At 37.7% G+C, this 20,791-nt stretch carries 19 protein-coding genes and 2 tRNA genes; 2 read left to right on the top strand and 19 right to left on the bottom strand.

Translation table 11 applies throughout. The features are described 5' to 3' along the window. Positions 1-39: 39 nt before the first annotated feature. Positions 40-1,047 carry a LacI family DNA-binding transcriptional regulator gene (locus SBH76_RS04390; protein ID WP_317976924.1) on the top strand — a complete coding sequence of 336 codons (1,008 nt, stop codon included), beginning with the start codon at positions 40-42 and terminating at the stop codon, positions 1,045-1,047. 89 nt (positions 1,048-1,136) lie between these two features. Beyond that, on the top strand, positions 1,137-2,540 hold the full coding sequence (gene uxaC, locus SBH76_RS04385) for a glucuronate isomerase (RefSeq protein ID WP_317976923.1): 1,404 nt from the start codon (positions 1,137-1,139) through the stop codon (positions 2,538-2,540). A 141-nt stretch (positions 2,541-2,681) separates the two neighbouring features. Here uxaC and SBH76_RS04380 read toward each other — a convergent pair. The 19 genes from SBH76_RS04380 to SBH76_RS04290 all read right to left on the bottom strand — a co-directional run bounded on the left by SBH76_RS04380 (position 2,682) and on the right by SBH76_RS04290 (position 20,322). Beyond that, a tRNA-Met gene (locus SBH76_RS04380) sits at positions 2,682-2,755 on the bottom strand. 31 nt (positions 2,756-2,786) lie between these two features. Next, positions 2,787-2,859 (bottom strand) — tRNA-Val (locus tag SBH76_RS04375). 133 nt (positions 2,860-2,992) lie between these two features. Then, positions 2,993-4,012, bottom strand: a complete 1,020-nt coding sequence (locus tag SBH76_RS04370) for a glycosyltransferase family 2 protein (RefSeq protein ID WP_009663823.1) — start codon at positions 4,010-4,012, stop codon at positions 2,993-2,995. Then, positions 4,009-4,800 (bottom strand): CPBP family intramembrane glutamic endopeptidase, encoded by a 792-nt coding sequence (locus SBH76_RS04365; protein ID WP_317976922.1) that lies wholly within the window; start codon positions 4,798-4,800, stop codon positions 4,009-4,011. The genes SBH76_RS04370 and SBH76_RS04365 overlap by 4 nt, the downstream gene beginning before the upstream one ends. A gap of 43 nt (positions 4,801-4,843) precedes the next feature. Beyond that, the gene (locus SBH76_RS04360) at positions 4,844-6,022 is read right to left on the bottom strand and encodes an ABC transporter permease (RefSeq protein ID WP_317977020.1); all 1,179 of its coding nucleotides are present in this window, start codon (positions 6,020-6,022) and stop codon (positions 4,844-4,846) included. Continuing rightward, entirely contained in the window at positions 6,006-6,710 is a 705-nt protein-coding gene (locus tag SBH76_RS04355) for an ABC transporter ATP-binding protein (RefSeq protein ID WP_009663814.1), read from the bottom strand. Before SBH76_RS04355 ends, SBH76_RS04360 begins: the two co-directional genes overlap by 17 nt. Beyond that, entirely contained in the window at positions 6,710-8,437 is a 1,728-nt protein-coding gene (locus SBH76_RS04350; RefSeq protein WP_317976921.1) for a beta-barrel domain-containing protein, read from the bottom strand. The genes SBH76_RS04355 and SBH76_RS04350 overlap by 1 nt, the downstream gene beginning before the upstream one ends. Positions 8,438-8,448: 11 nt before the next feature. Beyond that, positions 8,449-9,555 carry an S-layer homology domain-containing protein gene (locus tag SBH76_RS04345; protein WP_317976920.1) on the bottom strand — a complete coding sequence of 369 codons (1,107 nt, stop codon included), beginning with the start codon at positions 9,553-9,555 and terminating at the stop codon, positions 8,449-8,451. A 304-nt stretch (positions 9,556-9,859) separates the two neighbouring features. Next, entirely contained in the window at positions 9,860-11,395 is a 1,536-nt protein-coding gene (gene gpmI, locus SBH76_RS04340; protein ID WP_314097568.1) for a 2,3-bisphosphoglycerate-independent phosphoglycerate mutase, read from the bottom strand. A 229-nt stretch (positions 11,396-11,624) separates the two neighbouring features. Next, positions 11,625-12,455, bottom strand: coding sequence for a metal ABC transporter permease (locus tag SBH76_RS04335; RefSeq protein ID WP_009663819.1), 831 nt, complete (start codon positions 12,453-12,455; stop codon positions 11,625-11,627). Further along, positions 12,452-13,123 (bottom strand): metal ABC transporter ATP-binding protein, encoded by a 672-nt coding sequence (locus tag SBH76_RS04330; RefSeq protein WP_007595861.1) that lies wholly within the window; start codon positions 13,121-13,123, stop codon positions 12,452-12,454. Before SBH76_RS04330 ends, SBH76_RS04335 begins: the two co-directional genes overlap by 4 nt. An 11-nt stretch (positions 13,124-13,134) precedes the next feature. Continuing rightward, positions 13,135-14,190: a metal ABC transporter substrate-binding protein gene (locus tag SBH76_RS04325; protein WP_317976919.1), complete on the bottom strand. Its 1,056-nt coding sequence runs from the start codon at positions 14,188-14,190 to the stop codon at positions 13,135-13,137. Between the two features lie 9 nt (positions 14,191-14,199). Then, complete coding sequence (locus SBH76_RS04320) at positions 14,200-14,607, bottom strand: Fur family transcriptional regulator (protein WP_009663827.1); 408 nt, start codon at positions 14,605-14,607, stop codon at positions 14,200-14,202. Between the two features lie 181 nt (positions 14,608-14,788). Further along, positions 14,789-16,003 carry an iron-containing alcohol dehydrogenase gene (locus SBH76_RS04315; protein ID WP_317976918.1) on the bottom strand — a complete coding sequence of 405 codons (1,215 nt, stop codon included), beginning with the start codon at positions 16,001-16,003 and terminating at the stop codon, positions 14,789-14,791. A gap of 132 nt (positions 16,004-16,135) precedes the next feature. Further along, complete coding sequence (locus SBH76_RS04310) at positions 16,136-16,933, bottom strand: beta-carotene 15,15'-monooxygenase (RefSeq protein WP_317976916.1); 798 nt, start codon at positions 16,931-16,933, stop codon at positions 16,136-16,138. Beyond that, the gene (locus tag SBH76_RS04305) at positions 16,920-17,393 is read right to left on the bottom strand and encodes a low molecular weight protein-tyrosine-phosphatase (protein WP_317976915.1); all 474 of its coding nucleotides are present in this window, start codon (positions 17,391-17,393) and stop codon (positions 16,920-16,922) included. Before SBH76_RS04305 ends, SBH76_RS04310 begins: the two co-directional genes overlap by 14 nt. Before the next feature lie 111 nt (positions 17,394-17,504). After that, positions 17,505-18,155 carry a hypothetical protein gene (locus SBH76_RS04300; RefSeq protein ID WP_317976914.1) on the bottom strand — a complete coding sequence of 217 codons (651 nt, stop codon included), beginning with the start codon at positions 18,153-18,155 and terminating at the stop codon, positions 17,505-17,507. Positions 18,156-18,229: 74 nt separating this feature from the next. Next, positions 18,230-19,123, bottom strand: a complete 894-nt coding sequence (locus SBH76_RS04295; protein WP_317976913.1) for a Fic family protein — start codon at positions 19,121-19,123, stop codon at positions 18,230-18,232. A 245-nt stretch (positions 19,124-19,368) separates the two neighbouring features. Then, complete coding sequence (locus tag SBH76_RS04290) at positions 19,369-20,322, bottom strand: Abi family protein (protein ID WP_317976912.1); 954 nt, start codon at positions 20,320-20,322, stop codon at positions 19,369-19,371. Positions 20,323-20,791: the final 469 nt, after the last annotated feature.

The raw sequence follows: 20,791 nt of genomic DNA, 5'->3' as shown, positions 1-20,791 counted from the left end.
ATTTATAAAGCTTATATTTTTTTATATTACCGGTGAATTATGAATATTTATGATATTGCAAACAGGGCAAATGTCTCCATAGCTACAGTATCAAGAGTTATCAATGACAGCCCGAAGGTAAGCGAAAAGACCAGAAAAAAAGTTCATGATATTATGGAGGAGCTTGGCTATACTCCGAATGTATTTGCCAGAGGGCTTGGGCTGAACACTATGAAGACCATAGGCATACTATGTTCGGACCCTTCAGATCTCTACGTCGCAAGAGCTCTGTCCTATTTTGAGAAAATGCTCAGGGAAAACGGCTATGACTCGCTTTTATGTTGCAGCGGCTATGATACAAAGAATCTCAAAAAATATATAAATATACTTATCTCAAAAAGTGTGGATGCCGTTATTATGATAGGCTCAAAATATATATCCGCTAAAGATAATAAAAATCTGATAAAAATTACAGCAAAATCTTTGCCGATATTTTTAATAAACGGATTTTTAGAAGGTGAGAATGTATATTGTTCTTATTATGATGATTATAATGCTACAAAAATAAGTGCAAATATGTTATATAATACCGGCAAAAGAAATTTGCTCTTTCTTTACAATTCCACATCTCAATCAGCCAAAAGAAAACTGGACGGCTTTATATCGGGATGTAAAGAGCTGAAAATCAAAAGTGAAAACTATGCCACTCTTTTATGTGAGGAAAATGATATAGAGAGCATTTATCTCTCACTTGAAAAGTTTACCAAAGATTTTTTTTCCCCGGACGGTATAATTGCCTCTGATGATTTTCTTGCGATGACAGCATTAAAGTTTGCAAAACAAAACAGTATTTCGGTTCCTGATGAACTTTCAATAATAGGATATGACAATTCAATTTTTTCAAAAATATCATATCCGGAGCTTACCACTGTTGACTCAAGGCTTTTTGATTTGTGCAGTCACAGTGTAAAAACTCTTTTGGAGGTATTTGACGGACAATCCCCTGAAAACATTTGTATACTTGAGCCGTCTATTATAGAAAGAGATACTTTTAAATCGGAACATTGATACTCTCAAACTTAATATGCATATGACTACTGAAAATGTAGTTATTTATAAATTTTACTTTATACAGCCGTTTGGCTAAGGAGGTTAACATGAAGAATTTTATGGATCAGGATTTCTTACTTGATACACAAACAGCAAAACATCTTTATCATGACTATGCTGAGAAGATGCCGATAGTTGATTATCACTGTCATATAAATCCACAGGAGATTTATGAGGATAAAAAATTTGATAATATCACTCAGGTATGGCTTGGAGGCGATCATTACAAGTGGCGTCAGATAAGATCAAACGGTGTGGATGAAAAGCTTATAACAGGCAGTGAATCATCGGACAGAGAAAAGTTTGATGCATGGGCCGCTACATTGCCGAAGCTTATAGGCAATCCGCTTTATCATTGGTCACATCTTGAACTTCAAAAGTATTTCGGATTCAACGGACATCTAAGCCCTGAAAGTGCGGATGAAGTTTGGAATCTCACAAAAGAAAAACTTGCTACAGATGAATTAAGTGTAAGAAATATTATAAGAAATTCAAATGTTAAAGTTATATGTACTACAGACGATCCTATAGATTCTCTTGAATGGCATATCAAACTTAAAGAAATCAAAGACCTTGGATTTAAAGTACTTCCGGCATGGAGACCTGATAAGGATACAAATATTGAAAAGCCTGATTTTGCGGAATATATTGCAAAGCTATCCGAGGTAAGCGGTGTGTCTGTAAAAGACTTTGCATCTCTTAAGGAAGCGTTAAAGAAAAGATTGGAGTTTTTCCACAGCAACGGTTGCTCCGTATCAGATCACGGTGTTGACTTTGTATACTATGCTCCTGCAAGTGAGAACGAAGTTGATGCTATATTAAAGAAAAGACTTGCAGGCGAGGATGTAAGTCTTACAGAGCAGTACAAGTTTAAAACTGCACTCTTACTGGCACTCGGAAAAGAATATCACAGATTAAACTGGGTAATGCAGCTTCACTTCGGTTGTAAGAGAAACAACAACACGGCAATGTTCAATAAGCTCGGCCCTGATACAGGATTTGATGCTATAAGCGGATATGCTCCTGCAGATCAGCTGGCAGACTTCCTTAATGCTTTAAATGTAACAGGTGAACTTCCAAAGACAATACTTTATTCACTTAATCCGAATGATGATGCCGCTATCGGTACAATAATCGGATGCTTCCAGGATTCAAGTATCGCAGGAAAAGTTCAGCAGGGTTCTGCATGGTGGTTCAACGATCACTACGAAGGCATGAGAGCTCAGATGAAGTCTTTGGCCGCACTTGGTTGCTTAGGAAACTTCAACGGTATGCTTACAGACTCACGTTCATTCCTTTCATATACAAGACATGAGTACTTCAGAAGAATACTCTGCCAGCTTATAGGTGAATGGGTCGAAAGCGGTCAGTATCCGAATGATGAGAAGGCTTTAAAGGAACTTGTAGAGAATATTTCATATAATAATGTAATGAGATATTTTGAGTTTTAATAATTTATTTTAATATAAAACAGTCCCCAACTCCCGGTTGTGAGTTCGGGACTGTTTTTTTCTGTGCCCTCAAAAATCAAGCCCACAACACTTGACATCAAAACAAATAAAAAAGTCTGACCGAAGTCAGACATAAGTAAATAGCGACAGGGAGATTCGAACTCTCGACACTACGGGTATGAACCGTATGCTCTAGCCAACTGAGCTATGTCGCCATATGATTATATTCATGCTTTACATGAAAAATGGGACCTACAGGGCTCGAACCTGTGACCCTCTGCTTGTAAGGCAGATGCTCTCCCAGCTGAGCTAAGATCCCGTCACGTTTAACGCTATGTAAGTATATAAAATAATGCTCCTAATGTCAAGCATTATTTTAATTTTTTCTCTAAAAAAATACAAAAAAATGCATCCGAATTTTAAATCACTAATCCGGATGCAGGTTCTTCTATTTAGTTAAATCCATACAACTTATTTGCAATCTTATATCCGGCTACGGCAATACCTTTTCCCACTTTTCCGGGAAGGTTCATAGTCTGTCCCAGGAGACCGTATCTTATCCTCTTATAAAGTCTTGGATTGTGATCCTTCAGATAATCCCAAAGTTCTTTCTTCTTTTGCATATTTTCCTCGCTCTTTGAGCGAATAGCAAGTATTGAAGATATTACCATCATTATCTCAAGATAGCTTATAAGATACTTTCTAAGCTTTTTATTTGCAACATCATAAGGATTAAATGAATCAAGCATAATCTTAGTTACTCTTATCTGCTGATCTATTCTTCCGATCATTACCTGCTCATTTACAGATTGATCCTCTCTTCCGATATAGTATCTGTAAAGATTTACATCCATATAGTAAATATCCTTTACCGCCTTCAAAGGCTGATATACAAAGATATTGTCCACATAGAATGTGTGCTTCGGAAGGTCAAGTTTATTCTCTATAAGAAGCTCTCTTTTGTATATTACAGAATGCATAAGAATATACTGTCCTGTGTGGAAAGGCTTAATATCCTCCCATTCAAACTTCTTATTTATAGGCAAGTTTCTCTTATAGGTCATTACCTTTTTCCTCTTTGCACCGTCCTTATCATATACAAAGTTGCAAAGAAGCATATCAATATTTTCCTTATCTCTTATAAACTCTTTAAGCTTATTGAGTACTTCCAAAAATGACTTTTCATCCAGATAATCATCCGAATCCACTACTTTAAAAAACTCGCCTGTAGCGGCTCTAAGTCCAAACATTACAGCATCACCATGTCCGCCGTTTTCCTTGTGGATTGCTTTACATATAGTAGGATATTTTTTCTCATACTCATCCGCTATTTCAGCCGTATTGTCCTTAGCAGAACCGTCATTTACTATCAATATCTCTACATCTTCCTTACCTACAAGCAAAGAATCAATACACTTTCTCATATATGCCGCTGAATTAAAGCATGGCACCGCTATACTCAAAACTTTCATTGCTCAACCTTTCTGTTTATAAAATATATTGTACCTATTAAAGCAAATATTATACTGATTGCCACAGTTACCACTAAAATTCCTATATTTTCTTCATTCTCACCCAGCTTGCCATAAATTGAAACAAAAGTATTTCCGCCCATATGTATGAAGATAGGAATTAAAATACTCTTTGTTTTGTGATATGCAAATCCGAGGAAGATACCTAAAAGCGTAGCATATATACCCTGAACTATATTTCCATGGTAAATACCGAATAACAAAGATGATATAAGTAAACCTGCCAAGAAATTATATTGACATTTAATTCTGTTAAAAATCAAACCTCTGAATAATATTTCCTCAACTATCGGTATCAATATTCCGGCACATATTATGGTGACAAAAAGCGGATTACTTGTAATCATATCACTGACTTCCACAAACGTCGTATCCTTACCTGCCATATTTGTCAATGCTATAACGATATTTAATGCAATTGAAACACCTGCACCGCCTACAATGGCCATAATAAAATCCATTGCTTTAATTTGACCGCGCTTTTCAATTCTGCCGTTCTTAATATCAATATGGAAAAAGAGACTTAGAACTACAGAAGCAACCACTGCACATATCGCAGTAATAACAAGTGCGTTTTCCTTTAAAACATCCATAATCGCATAAAAATCGCGAGCTCCTTCAAATAAGCCGAACACGACTGCAAGGAACATTCCCAAAGAAGACTGAATGGCCGTATAAATAAGTATCGGATAAAGACATATCCCAAATGTATAAAAAAATTTCTTCATTCTTCCAGTATATACTATATCAATTAATAAGCCAATAAAAATTTTACTCACTTCTAAGCGCATCTATCGGATTTAAGCTTGCCGCTCTCATAGCCGGCATATATCCGAATATGAGTCCGATTGCTACGGATACGCTGAATGAAATTATAACCGCATTTAAGTTGGCAGGTGATGAAATATTCATAAATCTGCCTATAGTAGGGCTGGCAATACAGCCAAGTATGATTCCAAGCGAACCTCCCAGTGTACTTGTAACCAGGGCTTCTATAACAAACTGTTGCAGTATAACACCCTTTCTGGCTCCAAGTGCTTTTCTGATACCGATTTCTCTCGTTCTCTCGGTAACCGATACCAACATGATATTCATAACTCCCACACCCGCAACAAGAAGTGAAATACCGGCAATAGCTCCTATAATTGTACTCATAAGTGCAAGCTGCACATTGATTTCTCCAAGCATCTGACTCATAGACTGAACAAAATATGTTTCTTTTTGAGTATAGATAGTTTTTAGAAAATCCTTTAAAAGCTCCACCGCCTGATTGCTTACCTGAGTATTTACAGTAGCAAAAATATAATAATCAGGTACTGAAGTTCCGTTTAACTGTCCTGCTGTGGAATAAGGCATAAATGCAAAATCATCACTGCCCCTTGCAGACAACTGTGTTTTATCCTGTCTTTGTACCACACCCACGACAGTAAATGCCGAACCGTTTATCTTTATAGTCTCACCGATAGCCGCTTTCGGCGAACCGAAAAGCTTACTTGCAACATAGTATCCGATTACAACAACCTTTTGTCTGGATACCATATCCGCATATGATAGGAATCTTCCCTTTTCAAGTTTGTAATTCTTCAATTTACCATAGTATTCACTTACTCCGGAAACTGTAGTAGTGGTAGTTTTTTCACTTCCCACCTTTATTGTTCCGCTGACACTGACCTGTGGTGTCATCTCGGAAAAAATATCTCTATGTTCATTGAAGAAGTCATACATCTGATCTACCGACGCCTGTCTTGCAGGCATATTGACCAAATTGACACTGATAGTATTGGCTCCCATGTCCATAAAGGACTTTACCATATTGTTCATATATCCCATCATTACACTGACCAGTATAACGACAGCAGATACACCTATGATAAGTCCGAGCATTGTCAAAAATGATCTCATTTTATTAGCAATAATACTCTTTATTGCCAGTTTAAATGACTGCAGCATACTCTTCACTACTTCCATCAAAATTTATTTTACCGTCAGCTATTCGAATAACTCTCTTTGCTTCTATCGCAATAGAATTATCATGTGTAATCATAATAACCGTATTTCCCTCTTCATGAATTTTCTTGAAAAAATCCAAAACCTGACGGCTGGTCTTTGAGTCCAGGGCACCTGTAGGCTCATCCGCCAAAATCAGTGAAGGATTTGCAGCCAGAGCTCTTGCAATACTCACTCTTTGCTGCTGTCCTCCTGAAAGCTGATTTGGCATCTGCTTTGCTTTTTCGGCAAGTCCCACCTTTTCAAGTGCTTCCATTGCCCTCTTTTCTCTTTCATGATTTGAAACATGTGCGTACAAAAGCGGCAATTCCACGTTTTCCAAAAGATTCATTCTGGGCAGAAGATTGTATTGCTGAAAAACAAATCCTATCATCTTATTTCTGATATCGGCAAGTTGATTGTCACTAAGCTTTCCGACATCTTTTCCGCCCAGAAGATATTTGCCTGATGTAGGCACATCCAAAGCTCCTATAATATTCATAAGAGTGGATTTACCGGATCCCGACTTACCCACAATTGCAACAAACTCTCCCTTGTCGATATCAAGAGTCACACCGTCATTGGCATAAACAATCTCATCACCCATTTTATATTCTTTTCGAATATCTGTCATTTGGATAAGTTTTTCCATTACTCTCCTCCGGCTCCTACATCGGCACCGCCGGCATCCGCTCCGGCACCGTCTCCTCCGGCTGTATCGGCTCCGCCTCCTTCTGCAGGTGCGCCTTCTCCGCCCATGCCGTCCATTCCGCCTGTTCCGGTATCCATACTTGCGCTCTCGTCCACATAGACCTCATCACCTTCATTAAGTCCTGATGTAATCTGTACAAAATCTGCATTTATAACTCCGGTAGTTACTGTAACCTCTTTAAAACCTGCAGGGATAAGGCCGTCTCCACTTGAAGCCGCACCGCTTGCATCTGCACTCTGTGTTACCGAGGTATCTTTTACATAGACCTTATTTCCTCTCATAAGAGCCCCTGAAGGTATTGTAAGTGCATCCTTTGCAGACTCAAGTGTAATATATCCGTCCACATTCATTCCCGGCAAAAGATTGTAAGTCTCATCAAGTGTTATTGTAACAGGATAGGTTGATACACCGTTTTGGCTTGTACTCTCAAGGCTGACATTGGTAACCGTTCCCGAATATTCCTGATCCGGAAAAGCATCCGACTTTATTCTTACCTTCTGTCCGTTTTGAACCTTTGTAATATCCTTCTCATCCACACTCATTTTAAATGTGTATGAACTCATATCGTAAATAACAGCCATATTGGTAGCCTTGTTGTTTCCGCCTGAGCCCACCTTATCCCCGACCTTATAGTTCTTTGATATAACTTTTCCGGAAATAGGTGATTTAATAGTATACTCGTCATAGGTTTTCTTTGCAGTGTCAACTCCCTTTTGTGCCGCATCCACATTTCCCTGTGCGGTATCTACAGCATCCTTATATGTTTTTAAAAGTTTCTCTGCAGACTCTGCAGTCATCTTAAAAATAGGTGTTCCGACTTCTACATAATCTCCCACATTCACCAGTACACTTTCTATCTGTACACCTTCAGCCAGGTCGGCACTCATATCAACATTTGTTGTCGCCTCAAAAGTACCGTCTCCTGTAGAAGTGATATCTCCGACTGTAGCATTTGCAGTTGTCTTATCTGTAAGACCTCCCGGGTTGCTTACCTCGAATGTCACATTACGAACAAGTCTTCCACCGTCCATTGTCTGATCCATACTTGATACGGAAATTACTTTTCCTTCTATCTGCTCTCCCGTTTCGGTAAGTGTCAAAGTTCCTGTCATTCCCGCCTGAATATTCTGTGCCTCCGTACTTAGGAAAGGAATACGGATATTCATCACAGTATCATTATATATGGTAGCAAGCTTTGTACCACCGCTTATCTTATCTCCTGCCTGAATACTCAACTCCTTGATATAGCCCTTTCTTGTAGAGCGATACAAATTACCTGAAAAATCCGCCTTTGCTTTTGCAAGGTCTTTGTTGGCTGTAGCATATCCGGTGTTTGCTTTACTAAGAGAATTATTTGAGGAATTTATATCAGATTCAAGACTTGACTTATCTATTTGATAAAGCACCTGGTCTTTACTGACCATATCACCTACCTCAAAGTTCGCCGAGATAATATCTCCCGATACAAGCGCAGTTATATTATAAGTGTCCTTAGGTGTTATAGTACCCGAAGAGGATATCTCCGAAGAGATATCCTGCTTTGATGCTATTGCTGTAGATACAAATGTACTCGTATCAATCTTTGTAGCCTGTCTTGATTTCATAAAGAAAAATCCACCTACGCCAAGGGCTATAATTGCAGGTATAACAATAAATTTTTTCTTCATTTTTCCCCTCACTAATCTGCTATATAATCAACTACCGTGTAGCTTGCAGATCCATCTTCAGAATTATTTATATCTACGACTAAAGTAACATCATCATTAACCTTGATACTTCCGTAGATAGAGAATGCAAATTGCATATCGCTGTTTGCAATTTTGTATGTTTCTCCGTCTATAGTCACGGATGTAGGTGTAAGTGTAGATGTTGACTCATAGTATATACTCTCAACAGTACCATGTACCGCCTTCTTACCGTTTGTAGCATCCGTATTCTCATCATATGCCCAGATAGTCTTTGCAGCTGCAGAATAGTATATTACAAGTCCTACATCTGATGATACCATCAGGCTCTTGAATCTGTCCGCACCTACGCTGCTTCCGTCAACAAAGAGATTTGCATCCTTATAGTCAAAAGGAACCGCCTGTATCAATTGATTAACAGACTTTACCACCTTAGGACCCTTAAGTGAATTGTCGGCAAGCTTTAAAGGATTTACCTCCTTATCGCTGTTTAACTCACCTCCGAATACGGTTGCAATATATGCTCCGCCGTCTTTCATATTTGTTTTTAACATATTATAAAAGAGGTTTATACAATCTCTTACCTTAAGATTTGAAGTAGGTGTAAGTGATGTAAGATTCTCATTCAACTCAAGGAAACCGTACTTTGCCATTCTCTTATTGTTTGCATCACCTGCAAAATCACTTGCCTGATACCCGAGTAAAGTAAGTACTCCTCTTACGGCATCATTCAATGTTACATTATCATTAGGCTTAAAGTTTCCGCCGAGATATCCTGTCATATATCCCTGCTCCACCGCCATCTTTATAGCGGAAGCATTTTCATTATCTTTCGGAACATCATTAAATACCGATACATTGCTTGTCTTTGTAAGTACGGAACGATATGATGAAGCCTGTACAAGCATCTTTGCGAACTCACCTCTTGTAACATATCTGTCTATATTTCCGCTTACAAATGTTATACCCGTAAGACCTATTACTTTTTTTCTTAAATCAAAATTTGAGCTTTGTGCAAAAACAGTACCTGCACCGATACTCTGTGTAGCCAATACGGAAGCCAATCCCAATGCTCCCATTTTCATTAATTTACTTCTCATATAACCTCCGTTATCTGCATATTAACGCGCTTAGTATTATATCGCAATCATTCCCTTATTCAATAATAATCACGAAATATTTATATATTTTTTTGCTAATCTTTATCAAGCTTATTGTATCAGATTAATAATACACATAATACGCTATTTGTTTTTCAAAGTCAATTAACGCTATATGAATTATCTTTGTATATTATTTACGGTTTATTTAATAATGTTGAGAATGATTATGCAATCTTATCAGCATTTCTTAAACTTATAAAAAATGCCCAAGACAAAAGCCTCGAGCATCAATAAAACCTATTTATTTTTCAACCAACAAACTCTTTCCTGTCATTGCAGCCGGTTTTTGTAATCCCATAAGCTCAATAAGTGTAGGAACTATATCACAAAGTCTTCCGCCCTCTGCCAGAGTGTACTTAGGATCTGCATTTACCAGAATGAAAGGTACAGGGTTTGTTGTATGAGCTGTATGCGGTTCACCTGTCTCTTCATCAACTAAAGTCTCACAGTTTCCGTGGTCTGCACAGATAAACATCACCCCGTTAACTTCCTTGATAGCCGCTACAGTCTTTCCTATACACTCATCAACCGTTTCAACAGCCTTTATAGCCGCATTTTCCACAGCTGTATGACCTACCATGTCAGGGTTTGCAAAGTTAATTATAATAACATCATACTTACCGCTCTTTATAGCATCTACAAGCTTATCACATACCTCATATGCGCTCATCTGCGGCTTCAAATCATATGTAGCAACATCCTTTGGTGAGTTTACAAGAATTCTGTCTTCACCCTCATTAGGCTCTTCCTTTCCTCCGTTAAAGAAGAATGTGACATGAGCATATTTCTCAGTCTCGGCAATTCTTACCTGCTTCATACCGTGCTCAGCTATGAACTCTCCGAATGTATCCTTTATCTCTTCCTTCTCAAAAGCAACAAGCTTGTTACCGATACTCTCATCATAATCTGTGAAGCATACAAATGTGGTATCAAGTCTCTTTCCTCTGTTAAAGCCGTCAAAATCGTCTACACAGAATACTCTTGTCATTTCTCTTGCTCTGTCCGGTCTGAAGTTAAAAAAGATAACCGAATCTTTATCCTTAATAGTCTTTGCACCGTCGTTATCTACAGAGAAAGGTACAACAAACTCATCATTCTTACCTTCGTCGTATGACTCCTGTATACCTCCTGTAGCACTCTTTTTTAGGTTTCCGCCCTTAGTCATAATAGAATAAGCGGCTTCAACTCTATCCCATCTGTTATCTCTGTCCATTGCGTAGAAACGTCCCATTACGGAAGCTACCTTTCCAACGCCGATTTTAGCCATCTCTTTTTCAAGCTCGGCTACAAATTCCTTTCCCGATGTAGGAGGTGTATCTCTACCGTCAAGGAATGCATGAACATAAACTTCTTTTAATCCGTTTCTCTTTGCAAGCTCCAACAATCCGTAAATATGTGTATTATGGCTGTGAACACCGCCGCTTGAAACAAGTCCCATCAAATGAAGTGCACTGTTATTCTTTTTTGCATTCTCAACTGCAGCAAGAAGCGCTTTGTTCTCAAAGAAGTCTCCGTCTTCTATAGCTTTTGATATTCTTGTAAGCTCCTGATATATAATTCTTCCGGCACCCATATTCATATGGCCTACCTCCGAGTTACCCATCTGTCCGTCAGGCAGGCCTACAAAAAGCCCGCTTGCCTGTCCTTCTACAAAAGGATATTCCTTCATCAAGCTGCACAGATTAGGTGTATTTGCCTCAAACACCGCATTGTGATCATGTCCTTTTCTAAGTCCTAAACCGTCCATTATACATAATACTACAGGTCTTTTTTCCATATATACCTCGTTTTCTATCAAACAGTTTATAGCTGTTTGAATAAATACTATTAGTCAGCAGCCCGGCACCATACCGAAACTGCGTATTATTTTCAAATTCGATTTGATTTTACATTAATTCCAAAACATAATCAAGACAAAAAAATAACAAAGCTTACTAAAAATAAAATCCGTGTCCTAATTCGGGTAACAAACTTTACCGTTACCTAAACTATAACACAGATTTTAATTAATGTCCCGTTTTACCTATCAGATAAAATATAAAAAATGCAAATATATCAATGCAAACAATAGTTGCGCCCACAGGTGAACCGCCAAGTATTGAAATGAAAAGTCCTAAAGCGGTACAAACCACTGAAAATATAGCCGAGGATACGGTCACTGAGAGGAAACTCTTAAACACACACATGGATGCCAATGCAGGGAATACCACAAGTGCCGAAATAAGGAGTGACCCGACTAAATTCATAGCCAATACTACAATTATTGCAATGATTATAGCTATCAAGAGATTATATTTTTGTGTGTCTATACCTGTAGCATTCGCAAAATTCTCATCAAATGTTACTGCAAAAATTTTATTATAAAACAGTACAAATGCAGATATTACAAATATTGACAGTATAACACAAAGAATCACTTTTTCCTTTGTTAAAGTAAGTATTGAAGTGGAGCCGAACAGGGTGGTACATACATCTCCGGCAAGATTTGATCCGCTTGAAAACACATTCATAACAAGATATCCGAAAGCCATCGCCCCGACAGACATCATCGTTATCGATGCATCTCCCTTTATCTTTCCGTTACTTCCGCCCTTTAAAAGCAAAATTGCGGCAATTATGGTCACAGGTAATACAAGCACCATATTGTCTGTAAGGTTAAATACCGTAGATACCGCAACTGCACCGAATGCCACATGTGAAAGTCCGTCTCCAATAAATGAAAATCGTTTCAATACCAGAATAACACCAAGCAGTGAAGAGCACAGTGCTATAAGTATGCCTACTACTATTGCATATCTTACAAAAGGATAGCTTAAATATATATGTATGTCTTTCATGCCATCCCCCTGCTCTTTTTATATTCCGGAGTCGTACCGAAAAATATATGTTCTCCAATATATAAAACCTTGGTAGCATATTCAAGTGCCACTTTTATATCATGAGATATCATAATAATGGTCATATTGCTTTTATTCAGCTCATTGATAATATCATACATATTTTGACTCGCCTCAGGATCAAGACCTGTAACAGGCTCATCAAGTATCATAAGTCTTTGTCCCGCCATCAACGCTCTGGCTAAAAGCACCCTTTGTTGCTGACCGCCGGAGAGTTCACTGAAGCTTCTTGTCATAAGATCCAAAAGTCCCAGTTTTTCTATCTTCTCCTTTGCGGTCTGCTTTTCTTCTTTTTTATAAAATGGTCTGATTCCCACCTTAGACTGACATCCTGACAGCACAATTTCAAAAACCGATGCCGGAAAGTCTTTTAATAATTGTTGCTGCTGTGATAAATATCCTATCTCCGTAGGCAACAAATTTTCATTATATATAACCTCTCCTGAGATCGGTTTTATAAGTTTTAAAAGCGTCTTTATAAGTGTAGACTTTCCCACACCGTTTTCCCCAATTACGCATAGATAATCTCCGTCCGAAACTTCAAAATTAAGATTATCCACTATGGCTTTTCCGTCATATCCAAGTGACAATTTTTCACATTTTATCATAAATCTCCAGTCTATAATACCTCTTTAAGCACTTCCAAATTCTTCTTCATTATATCCAGATAGCTTGCATTATCACTGCTCTTTGTAGACTGCATAGAGTCAAGCACCAAAACTTTGGCATTTTTATCTTTGGTATTGTCAACTATTGTTTTTGCCAAATCTCCTTTTGAACCGTCAATTATAAAAATATCCGACATATTAAGCTCATCCATCTTATTTGCCAAAAACTTTACAGTCTCAAAAGATGCTTCACTTCCCGCATCACAGCCCTTAAATGCTGCATAATACTTTATTCCGTATTCATTTACCAGATATCTGAACGGGAATCTGTCTCCGACTATTATAGTTTTGTTTTGAATGCTTGAAAGTGTATCCTTATACTCTTTATCAAGTTCATCAAGCTTAGCTAAATAGTCATTTGCGTTTTTCTCATATTCAGCCTTATTGTCAGGGTCAATTTCAGCCAACTTTGCTTCTATAGCACTTACTATAGTTTCAGCATTCTTAATTGAAAGCCATACATGCTCATCTATCTCTTCCTCGCCTTCTTCATGCTCGCCCTCTTCATTTGCATGTTCTTCGCTCTCATTGTCATGCTCTTCTTCATCCTGCATACCCTCTACAAGTTCCTCTGCTAATGCAGCTTCACCGATACTGTCTACCATATTGATATAATTCAAATTAGGATTCTCTTTTATAATATCCTCAGCCCAATCGTCAGAATCCCCACCTACATATACAAACAAATCACTGTCTGTAATTTTTGCGATATCTGCCGCTGATGCCTGATAGCTGTGTAAATCCACACCCTTATCTATAAGGAAGGAAATCTCTACATTCTTATTATCACCTACTACCTGTTTTACCCAGTCATAGGCAGGAAAAATTGTAGTAACAATGCTCAGCTTCTTAGTTTCCTCACTGTTACTTTCAGCTACACTGCTGCTTTCCGTTACACTGCTGCCGCTCTCAGCCTCACTGCTGCCGGTGCTTTCCTTTTTTGCACAACCCAAAACCATCATAATAGCCACAAGGATACTTAGTCCTATTCCAATATACTTCTTCATAGTCTCCCTCTATTCTCTACATTCATTACAAGTTCCATAAAAAACTGTTCTGGCATGATCTATAGAAAAGCCGTGTTCTTCTCTCAAATGTTCGCCGATTAAAGATAATTCAGTACACTCCAAATGGACAAGCTTTCCGCATTTTTCGCATTTACAATGAAAACATACCGGATGAACGTCTTCACCCTCTACATATTCAAAACAGGCACTGTCTCCTGTTTCCAACATATATTTATGTACTGTTCCGTCACTTACCATTCTGTCCAAATGCCTGTAAACAGTGGCTTTCCCGATATTCTTTCCCTGCTGTTTGAAAAAGAGAATAATATCATTCACAGTGACATGCTTATTCTCATTGTTTTTCAGGAAATCCTCTATTTCAAGCAATTGTCTTGTTTTGTACTGAGCTTTCTTCAAACCACACCTCCAATTTGATTACTGAGATTTAATCTCAATTTGAAACTCGATATCATATTACAACTTTTTATTTCATTTTTCAAGCAAATTTGATACCGAGTTTTAATTTTTTTATTAAAAAAACACATCAACAATCTGAAAGAAATCAGATGTTGATGTGTTCATTTATACTATAAAGTCTTTAGAAATCTACCTCAGTATCGTAGTAGCAGCATTTTAAGAGCTTCTCCATCTCTTCAACACTTGGCTGTCTCGGATTTGATCCTGTACATGCATCGGCAACGGCATTTACAGCTATATCATGAAGTCTCTCCAGGAAAACATTCTCAGGTACGAATCCGTTCTCTGTAGGATATGAGTCTGCACCATAATTCTTGATACAATGTGGAATATTTAAAGCATCATTTAAACCTCTAAGGTACTTGATAAGCTCTTTTATCTTCTCTTCTTCATTATTGCCCGGCAATCCGAGTACATCCGCTATCTTGACATATCTCTTTGCAGCTTCCTTGTCCTTTGCATTGAAAGCGATAACCTTTGGAAGGTACATAGCATTTGCGGCACCGTGAATAATATGAGCGCCCAAATCTCCAAATACGGCACCTGTCTTATGTGCCATAGAATGTACTATTCCAAGCAAAGCATTTGAGAATGCCATACCTGCAAGACATTGCGCATTGTGCATTGCATCTCTCGCATCATTATCTTCATTGTATGACTTTACAAGGTACTTGTCTATCATTTCTATTGAATGAAGTGCAAGCGGATCTGTAAAATCACAGTTGGCTGTAGATACATATGCCTCTACAGCATGTGTCATAGCATCCATACCTGTATGAGCAACAAGCTTCTTAGGCATTGTCTGAGCAAGTGCAGGATCTACAATTGCAACATCAGGTGTAATCTCAAAGTCTGCTATAGGATATTTGATACCCTTTTCATAGTCTGTGATAATTGAAAAAGCTGTTACTTCCGTAGCTGTACCCGATGTAGAAGAAATAGCACAAAATTTTGCTTTCTTTCTAAGTGTAGGAATACCGAATACCTTACACATATCCTCAAAAGTACAATCAGGATACTCATACTTGATCCACATAGCCTTTGCCGCATCAATAGGTGAACCTCCACCGATAGCAACTATCCAGTCCGGTCCGAACTCAAGCATTTCCTTAGCACCACGCATTACGGTATCTACAGAAGGATCTGACTCAATTCCCTCAAAAAGTCTTACTTCCATACCTGCTTCTTCCAAATAAGCGATGGTCTTGTCTAAGAATCCGAATCTTTTCATGGATCCTCCGCCTACACAGACAAAAGCCTTCTTTCCTGTGAAGCTCTTTAAAGCCTCAAGTGAATCTTTTCCATGATAAATGTCTCTTGGTAATGTAAATCTCATATACAGCCTCCATTTTTTGAGCATCGGTTCTTAACTATTAAGAACCTAAGTGTTACTAAAATTACATGCTTATATATTATAACTTAACATTATCATTGTCAACATTTTAACGATATTTTTTTAACAATTTATTTATTCTCTTCTGATAAAGCTGAAATTATTTACATCTATTGAGAAAACCAGCTTCACCAGCCATAAGAAGAATAAAAGTACTCCTATAGGTATAAGGCATGATGTTACAATAAGTACCGCAATAGCCTCTATAAATGAACTGAGAGTATTCTCAAACTTCTTTAAAAGTTCATTCATATTCCCTGTAATATTATTTACTATCTTCTCAATGGCGTTACTGTTTTTGTTCTCCTCCTCGGCACTCTTTGTAACAGTATCCGTATTTTCCTTGGCATTATTAAGAGTCGTCTCTATCGAGGCGGCATAATTACTCTCAATCATTCTTGCAATATTTACACTCACAGGGATGGTAAATGATATAACCAGGCTGAATAAAAATAATTTAGTCGCAATTTTTGCAAATATCTTTTCATTTGAAGCGATAAATACTATGAACAGTACACATGCCACAGGAATAACATACTTAAATGCCACAAAGCCTGTTACGGTGAGCAAGAACTTCTCAAGATAGATTGCGCAAAGCACAATCAGAAAATACTTGCTCATATCCGCAAGTTCCTGTGCAATAGGTGTTCCTACATCTCCCGGCAAAAGTGTAATAGCCGATGAAGATGCCACAGCTGCAGCCGCAAGCTCCATGACTTTACTTCTGCTCTTGTCAAGAGCACTTATCGTATCCGCATGAAAATCCACATTCCCCAGCTTATCGGCTATCAGAAAGAATGATACCACTCCTACCGCAATACAAAAGATTGCGGCAATTACCTTTATTATCAATACCTTTTTAATTGATGACATTTTTCTCCTCCAAATACTTCAAAAATCCATCTATACCTCTGTTTATATCCTCAAAGGCAACATCAAATCTGTCGGTGTACCATGGGTCCGATACCGAATCACCGCCTCCTGCGAAACTTAAAAGTTTGAATATCTTATCTCCGTCACCGAACAAATTTTTCATATTTCTTATATTAGCATCATCCATACCTATAAGATAGTCATATTCTTCATAGTCGGACTTTACCATCTGCCTTGCCCTCTTACCTGCACAGGCTATTCCATGTTTCTGAAGTTCGTCTTTTGCAGACGGAAACATAGGATTTCCCACGCCGTTCCATATCTCTTCCGAGCTTGTTGCAGCTGAGGCTATATCAAATATATCCTCCAACCCAAGCTTTTTCACTTTTTCTTTCATTATAAACTCTGCCATAGGCGAACGGCAGATATTGCCGTGGCAGATGAAAAGTATCTTTATCATATTTATTTGAATTGCCTCCTAAAATGCTATATTTTGCTCCGATTTGCCAAGTATATCAGAGCCTGTTTTTATACCCCTACTCTATCATAAAAATGTGAATTTTTCATCTCCTTAATCCATACTGCCGCTGCCTTTATTACCGCCAAATTCACAGCCGTGATCATGGTCATGTCCATAATACCATCTACCGTATCGGTAACCATAGTGAGGCGGACAGTTGGCACAGTCGCCGTTGCATCTTCTATTATGCCGCCTTCCTTGAGCCGAAGACACTCCGGCACTTGCTCCTGCAAAAATAGCAGCAAGAGTACCAAAGAATCCCCTTTTCGGAGCGGGTGGTTCCGAGATAAAATCATCGATGTCGATATCCTCTTCTTCCTCTTCGCGCAAGGCTTCCGGTAGCAAAATATTTCGTTGCTTACAGATTTCGATGATAACCTCATCATCAATCTCGCCATACAAATATTCCATATCCTCGGCGGTCAATCGTTCTGCAGAATTACGCACAGCAGCAGTCACCGATTCTTTATCGTTGATACAGGCAAACTCTGCTAAATCAGAGCCGGAGAAGGCCAGTTTTTCTTCCACAGCCTTTCTAAGCAGACGGTTAGCTGCCGGTACATTAACCTGCAATTCGATGATGATTTCTCCGACTTCATCAGCAGAACCAAGTGAAGTCAATGCAGACAGATTACGCACCTGTGTGCTTTCCGCCCAATCATAGAATTTTTCGTAATATTCATCCCATGTGTATGTACGCAATCAAACCACCTCACATTTCTTTTAAAGCAAAATCTACAATACATAGGTGACCAACTTATTCAGCAGCAGGTCGGTTAATCCTGTAGCATATCTAAATACATATCTAATCTTGCATTGATGTATCCTGCAAACAGATTTTCCATTAGCGAAAGATTGTGCTTTACATAATATTCATCAAACGCATTATAATAGGCAATTCTATCTGTAAACTTAATATCTATAGGTGGGAGTCCGGATTTCATCAACTCAAGATTTACAAGCAGTCGTCCGGTTCTGCCATTACCATCAATGAAAGGATGGATGCCCTCAAACTCGATGTGAAAACGAGCCAGTTTTGTCACAATATGCTCTGTGCTTGCAGCAAAATTATATAGCAACTGTTCCATCTTCGGCTTAATAAGATATGGCTGCACGGGTTCATGTTGTGCGCCCATAATACGAACCGGAACTCTACGGTATACACCACGGTCTTCTCTCTTATCTGCAAGAACGAGATAGTGAATCTGTTTGATGATGCCCTCACTGATTGGAACATTATCTTTTACCAGTTCGCTCACAAAATCAAATGCTTCTTTATGACCTACCGCCTCCATATGGTCTTTCAGCGGTTTACTGTCAATCGTAAGACCACGAAGAACTAAATCCGTTTCTCTCAAGGTAAGTGTATTTCCTTCAATGGCATTGGAGTTGTATGTGTACTCTACAATAAATTCTTCGTTGAGCCTTGCAAACTCGCCCGCAGTTAAAGGTCTTCTGCTGTCCAGTTCTACCTTCTTGCGGTCAATTTGCGCCAAGAGGCTTTCCTTTGACTTATAACGACCATCAGCAGGTTTCTTTGCATCCACAGGAATTTTCCATCCACGTCCTTCCCGGTATGCACCCGGAATTTTCCCCTCAGAACAAAGAACTCTGATTCTTCTATCAGAAATGCCCCATTTTTCAGAAGCCTGTTTTACTGTCAAAAACATAGACTATCCTCCCAATATAAGATATAGTATACCGCTTTAACGGAATAATATCAACGATATCGGAATAATACTCATCAAAATAACGGAATAATACATCCGGTACTGTAAGGTTGTAGGGGCCATCATAGTTTCAATTCTCCCATTTTATTATTAAATCCCACATCAGTACCGATAAATTATCCTGCACTGTCTAAAGTTGTAATAATATTATAAACGTATTCATATTTTCGATTCAGATTATTGTGTTATATTAATTTTTTTAATTCATCCAAATCAATCCCCATTATACTAAGAATATCATTAAAACTCACAGTATGAAACTCACTCTTAAACCTTTTAAAAATATCATGCAATTCAGAATCAAACTTCCTATAATAATTCTTATTAAGAACTACCTTAAAGTATAATATCGCAACAACTATGCGTCGATTATTACAATTATTGATTCCCAGATAACTTGCTATATTTGAAACACGTGTACTTTTATAATCAGTACTAAATAATCGTTCATCATGAGCACATTGATTCCTTATCAAATTAGTAATCTTTAATACAGAACTCATATCTTCACTACTGATTTTCAAATTTAAAGCCGGTTTATATTGTTTGTTGTATTTGTCCGCATAATATTTTGCAATAGAATTCTTATCTGAATTTTTTAATGCTGTATATAGATATGACAAATTACCAATTGTAAGATAATTTACCAAAACCCATAACGGAACTGATCCATGTTCTTCTATATAATGCTTAATCGCACCTTTTGCCCCTACATTCTCATGTATAGTCTTCGTTAAAATAGATATCTGCTTAAGAACACTCTTAGGATCGTCATCTCTATAATTGGCAATATCCAGATATGAATTAGCTTTAGGATATTTTCGTGAAAATTCATGTGAAATTACAGTTTTAAATGAATTCTCAAATATCAGCAAATACTTAATAAATAAAAACCGAAGTTCCCTATCAAACAAAAATAAAGCTTTCAACTCATCAAAATGAGTGTTTTGTATATATGCTTCAGGCTTAATAGGATTACCTTGTGCATCCTTAGTTAAAAATATATCCTTATATCCATTGATTACATTGTAGTAATTCTCCTGTTCAAGAAAACGTTTTGGAGCACCATTTTGAGGAACAATCATTCCCCTATTACGTAATATAGTTAGTTGTTGATTAAAAGTTTTATATTCCTTCATCCTTTGTAACTCCCAAAAAAAATGGCCAGGGCGTCGTACGCTTCCTGACCTAGTCTTATGCTAATATTATATTCGCACATCCTCATTTTGTCAATATTACAGGGCACTTTTGTAAAACCCATTTCATTGAACGCTTTCCAAGATACTCATTTTTACTTATAAAATCATATTAAGGTTTATTTAAAATATCTTTATAATCAATCATGACTACTACTCCCTGAAATTTTATCTTGTTTTCTTCTAACGTATAAAACTTTCACCATCCGAATTAAAATGCAAGCAATTTAACTCTGTGTTATTAGCTACATACAATTGATGTCTTGGATTCCCTTTCACGGGTCTTTGACAGTTTGTTTACCTAAATAGGCATAAAAAAAGTCCTGCAACCCGCATATAGCCTACATTTCTTACTTAAAATTTTTGTCAAAATATTCGTTTTATTATATAGTATTTTCTAGTATTTTATGGT

The organism is Lachnoanaerobaculum sanguinis (assembly GCF_033242365.1).
In the GTDB taxonomy this organism is placed as follows: domain Bacteria; phylum Bacillota; class Clostridia; order Lachnospirales; family Lachnospiraceae; genus Lachnoanaerobaculum; species Lachnoanaerobaculum sanguinis.
Note: the sequence above shows the minus strand (reverse complement) of the source record. Positions and strands in the feature narration are given on the sequence as shown.

What these genes read in the sequence shown, in the direction of transcription:
- SBH76_RS04390 (WP_317976924.1), top strand. Translation starts at nt 40, where the DNA reads ATGAATATTTATGATATTGCAAACAGGGCAAATGTCTCCATAGCTACA.
- uxaC (WP_317976923.1), top strand. Translation starts at nt 1,137, where the DNA reads ATGAAGAATTTTATGGATCAGGATTTCTTACTTGATACACAAACAGCA.
- SBH76_RS04370 (WP_009663823.1), bottom strand. Translation starts at nt 4,012, where the DNA reads ATGAAAGTTTTGAGTATAGCGGTGCCATGCTTTAATTCAGCGGCATAT.
- SBH76_RS04365 (WP_317976922.1), bottom strand. Translation starts at nt 4,800, where the DNA reads ATGAAGAAATTTTTTTATACATTTGGGATATGTCTTTATCCGATACTT.
- SBH76_RS04360 (WP_317977020.1), bottom strand. Translation starts at nt 6,022, where the DNA reads ATGCTGCAGTCATTTAAACTGGCAATAAAGAGTATTATTGCTAATAAA.
- SBH76_RS04355 (WP_009663814.1), bottom strand. Translation starts at nt 6,710, where the DNA reads ATGGAAAAACTTATCCAAATGACAGATATTCGAAAAGAATATAAAATG.
- SBH76_RS04350 (WP_317976921.1), bottom strand. Translation starts at nt 8,437, where the DNA reads ATGAAGAAAAAATTTATTGTTATACCTGCAATTATAGCCCTTGGCGTA.
- SBH76_RS04345 (WP_317976920.1), bottom strand. Translation starts at nt 9,555, where the DNA reads ATGAGAAGTAAATTAATGAAAATGGGAGCATTGGGATTGGCTTCCGTA.
- gpmI (WP_314097568.1), bottom strand. Translation starts at nt 11,395, where the DNA reads ATGGAAAAAAGACCTGTAGTATTATGTATAATGGACGGTTTAGGACTT.
- SBH76_RS04335 (WP_009663819.1), bottom strand. Translation starts at nt 12,455, where the DNA reads ATGAAAGACATACATATATATTTAAGCTATCCTTTTGTAAGATATGCA.
- SBH76_RS04330 (WP_007595861.1), bottom strand. Translation starts at nt 13,123, where the DNA reads ATGATAAAATGTGAAAAATTGTCACTTGGATATGACGGAAAAGCCATA.
- SBH76_RS04325 (WP_317976919.1), bottom strand. Translation starts at nt 14,190, where the DNA reads ATGAAGAAGTATATTGGAATAGGACTAAGTATCCTTGTGGCTATTATG.
- SBH76_RS04315 (WP_317976918.1), bottom strand. Translation starts at nt 16,003, where the DNA reads ATGAGATTTACATTACCAAGAGACATTTATCATGGAAAAGATTCACTT.
- SBH76_RS04310 (WP_317976916.1), bottom strand. Translation starts at nt 16,933, where the DNA reads ATGTCATCAATTAAAAAGGTATTGATAATAAAGGTAATTGCCGCAATC.
- SBH76_RS04305 (WP_317976915.1), bottom strand. Translation starts at nt 17,393, where the DNA reads ATGATAAAGATACTTTTCATCTGCCACGGCAATATCTGCCGTTCGCCT.
- SBH76_RS04295 (WP_317976913.1), bottom strand. Translation starts at nt 19,123, where the DNA reads ATGTTTTTGACAGTAAAACAGGCTTCTGAAAAATGGGGCATTTCTGAT.
- SBH76_RS04290 (WP_317976912.1), bottom strand. Translation starts at nt 20,322, where the DNA reads ATGAAGGAATATAAAACTTTTAATCAACAACTAACTATATTACGTAAT.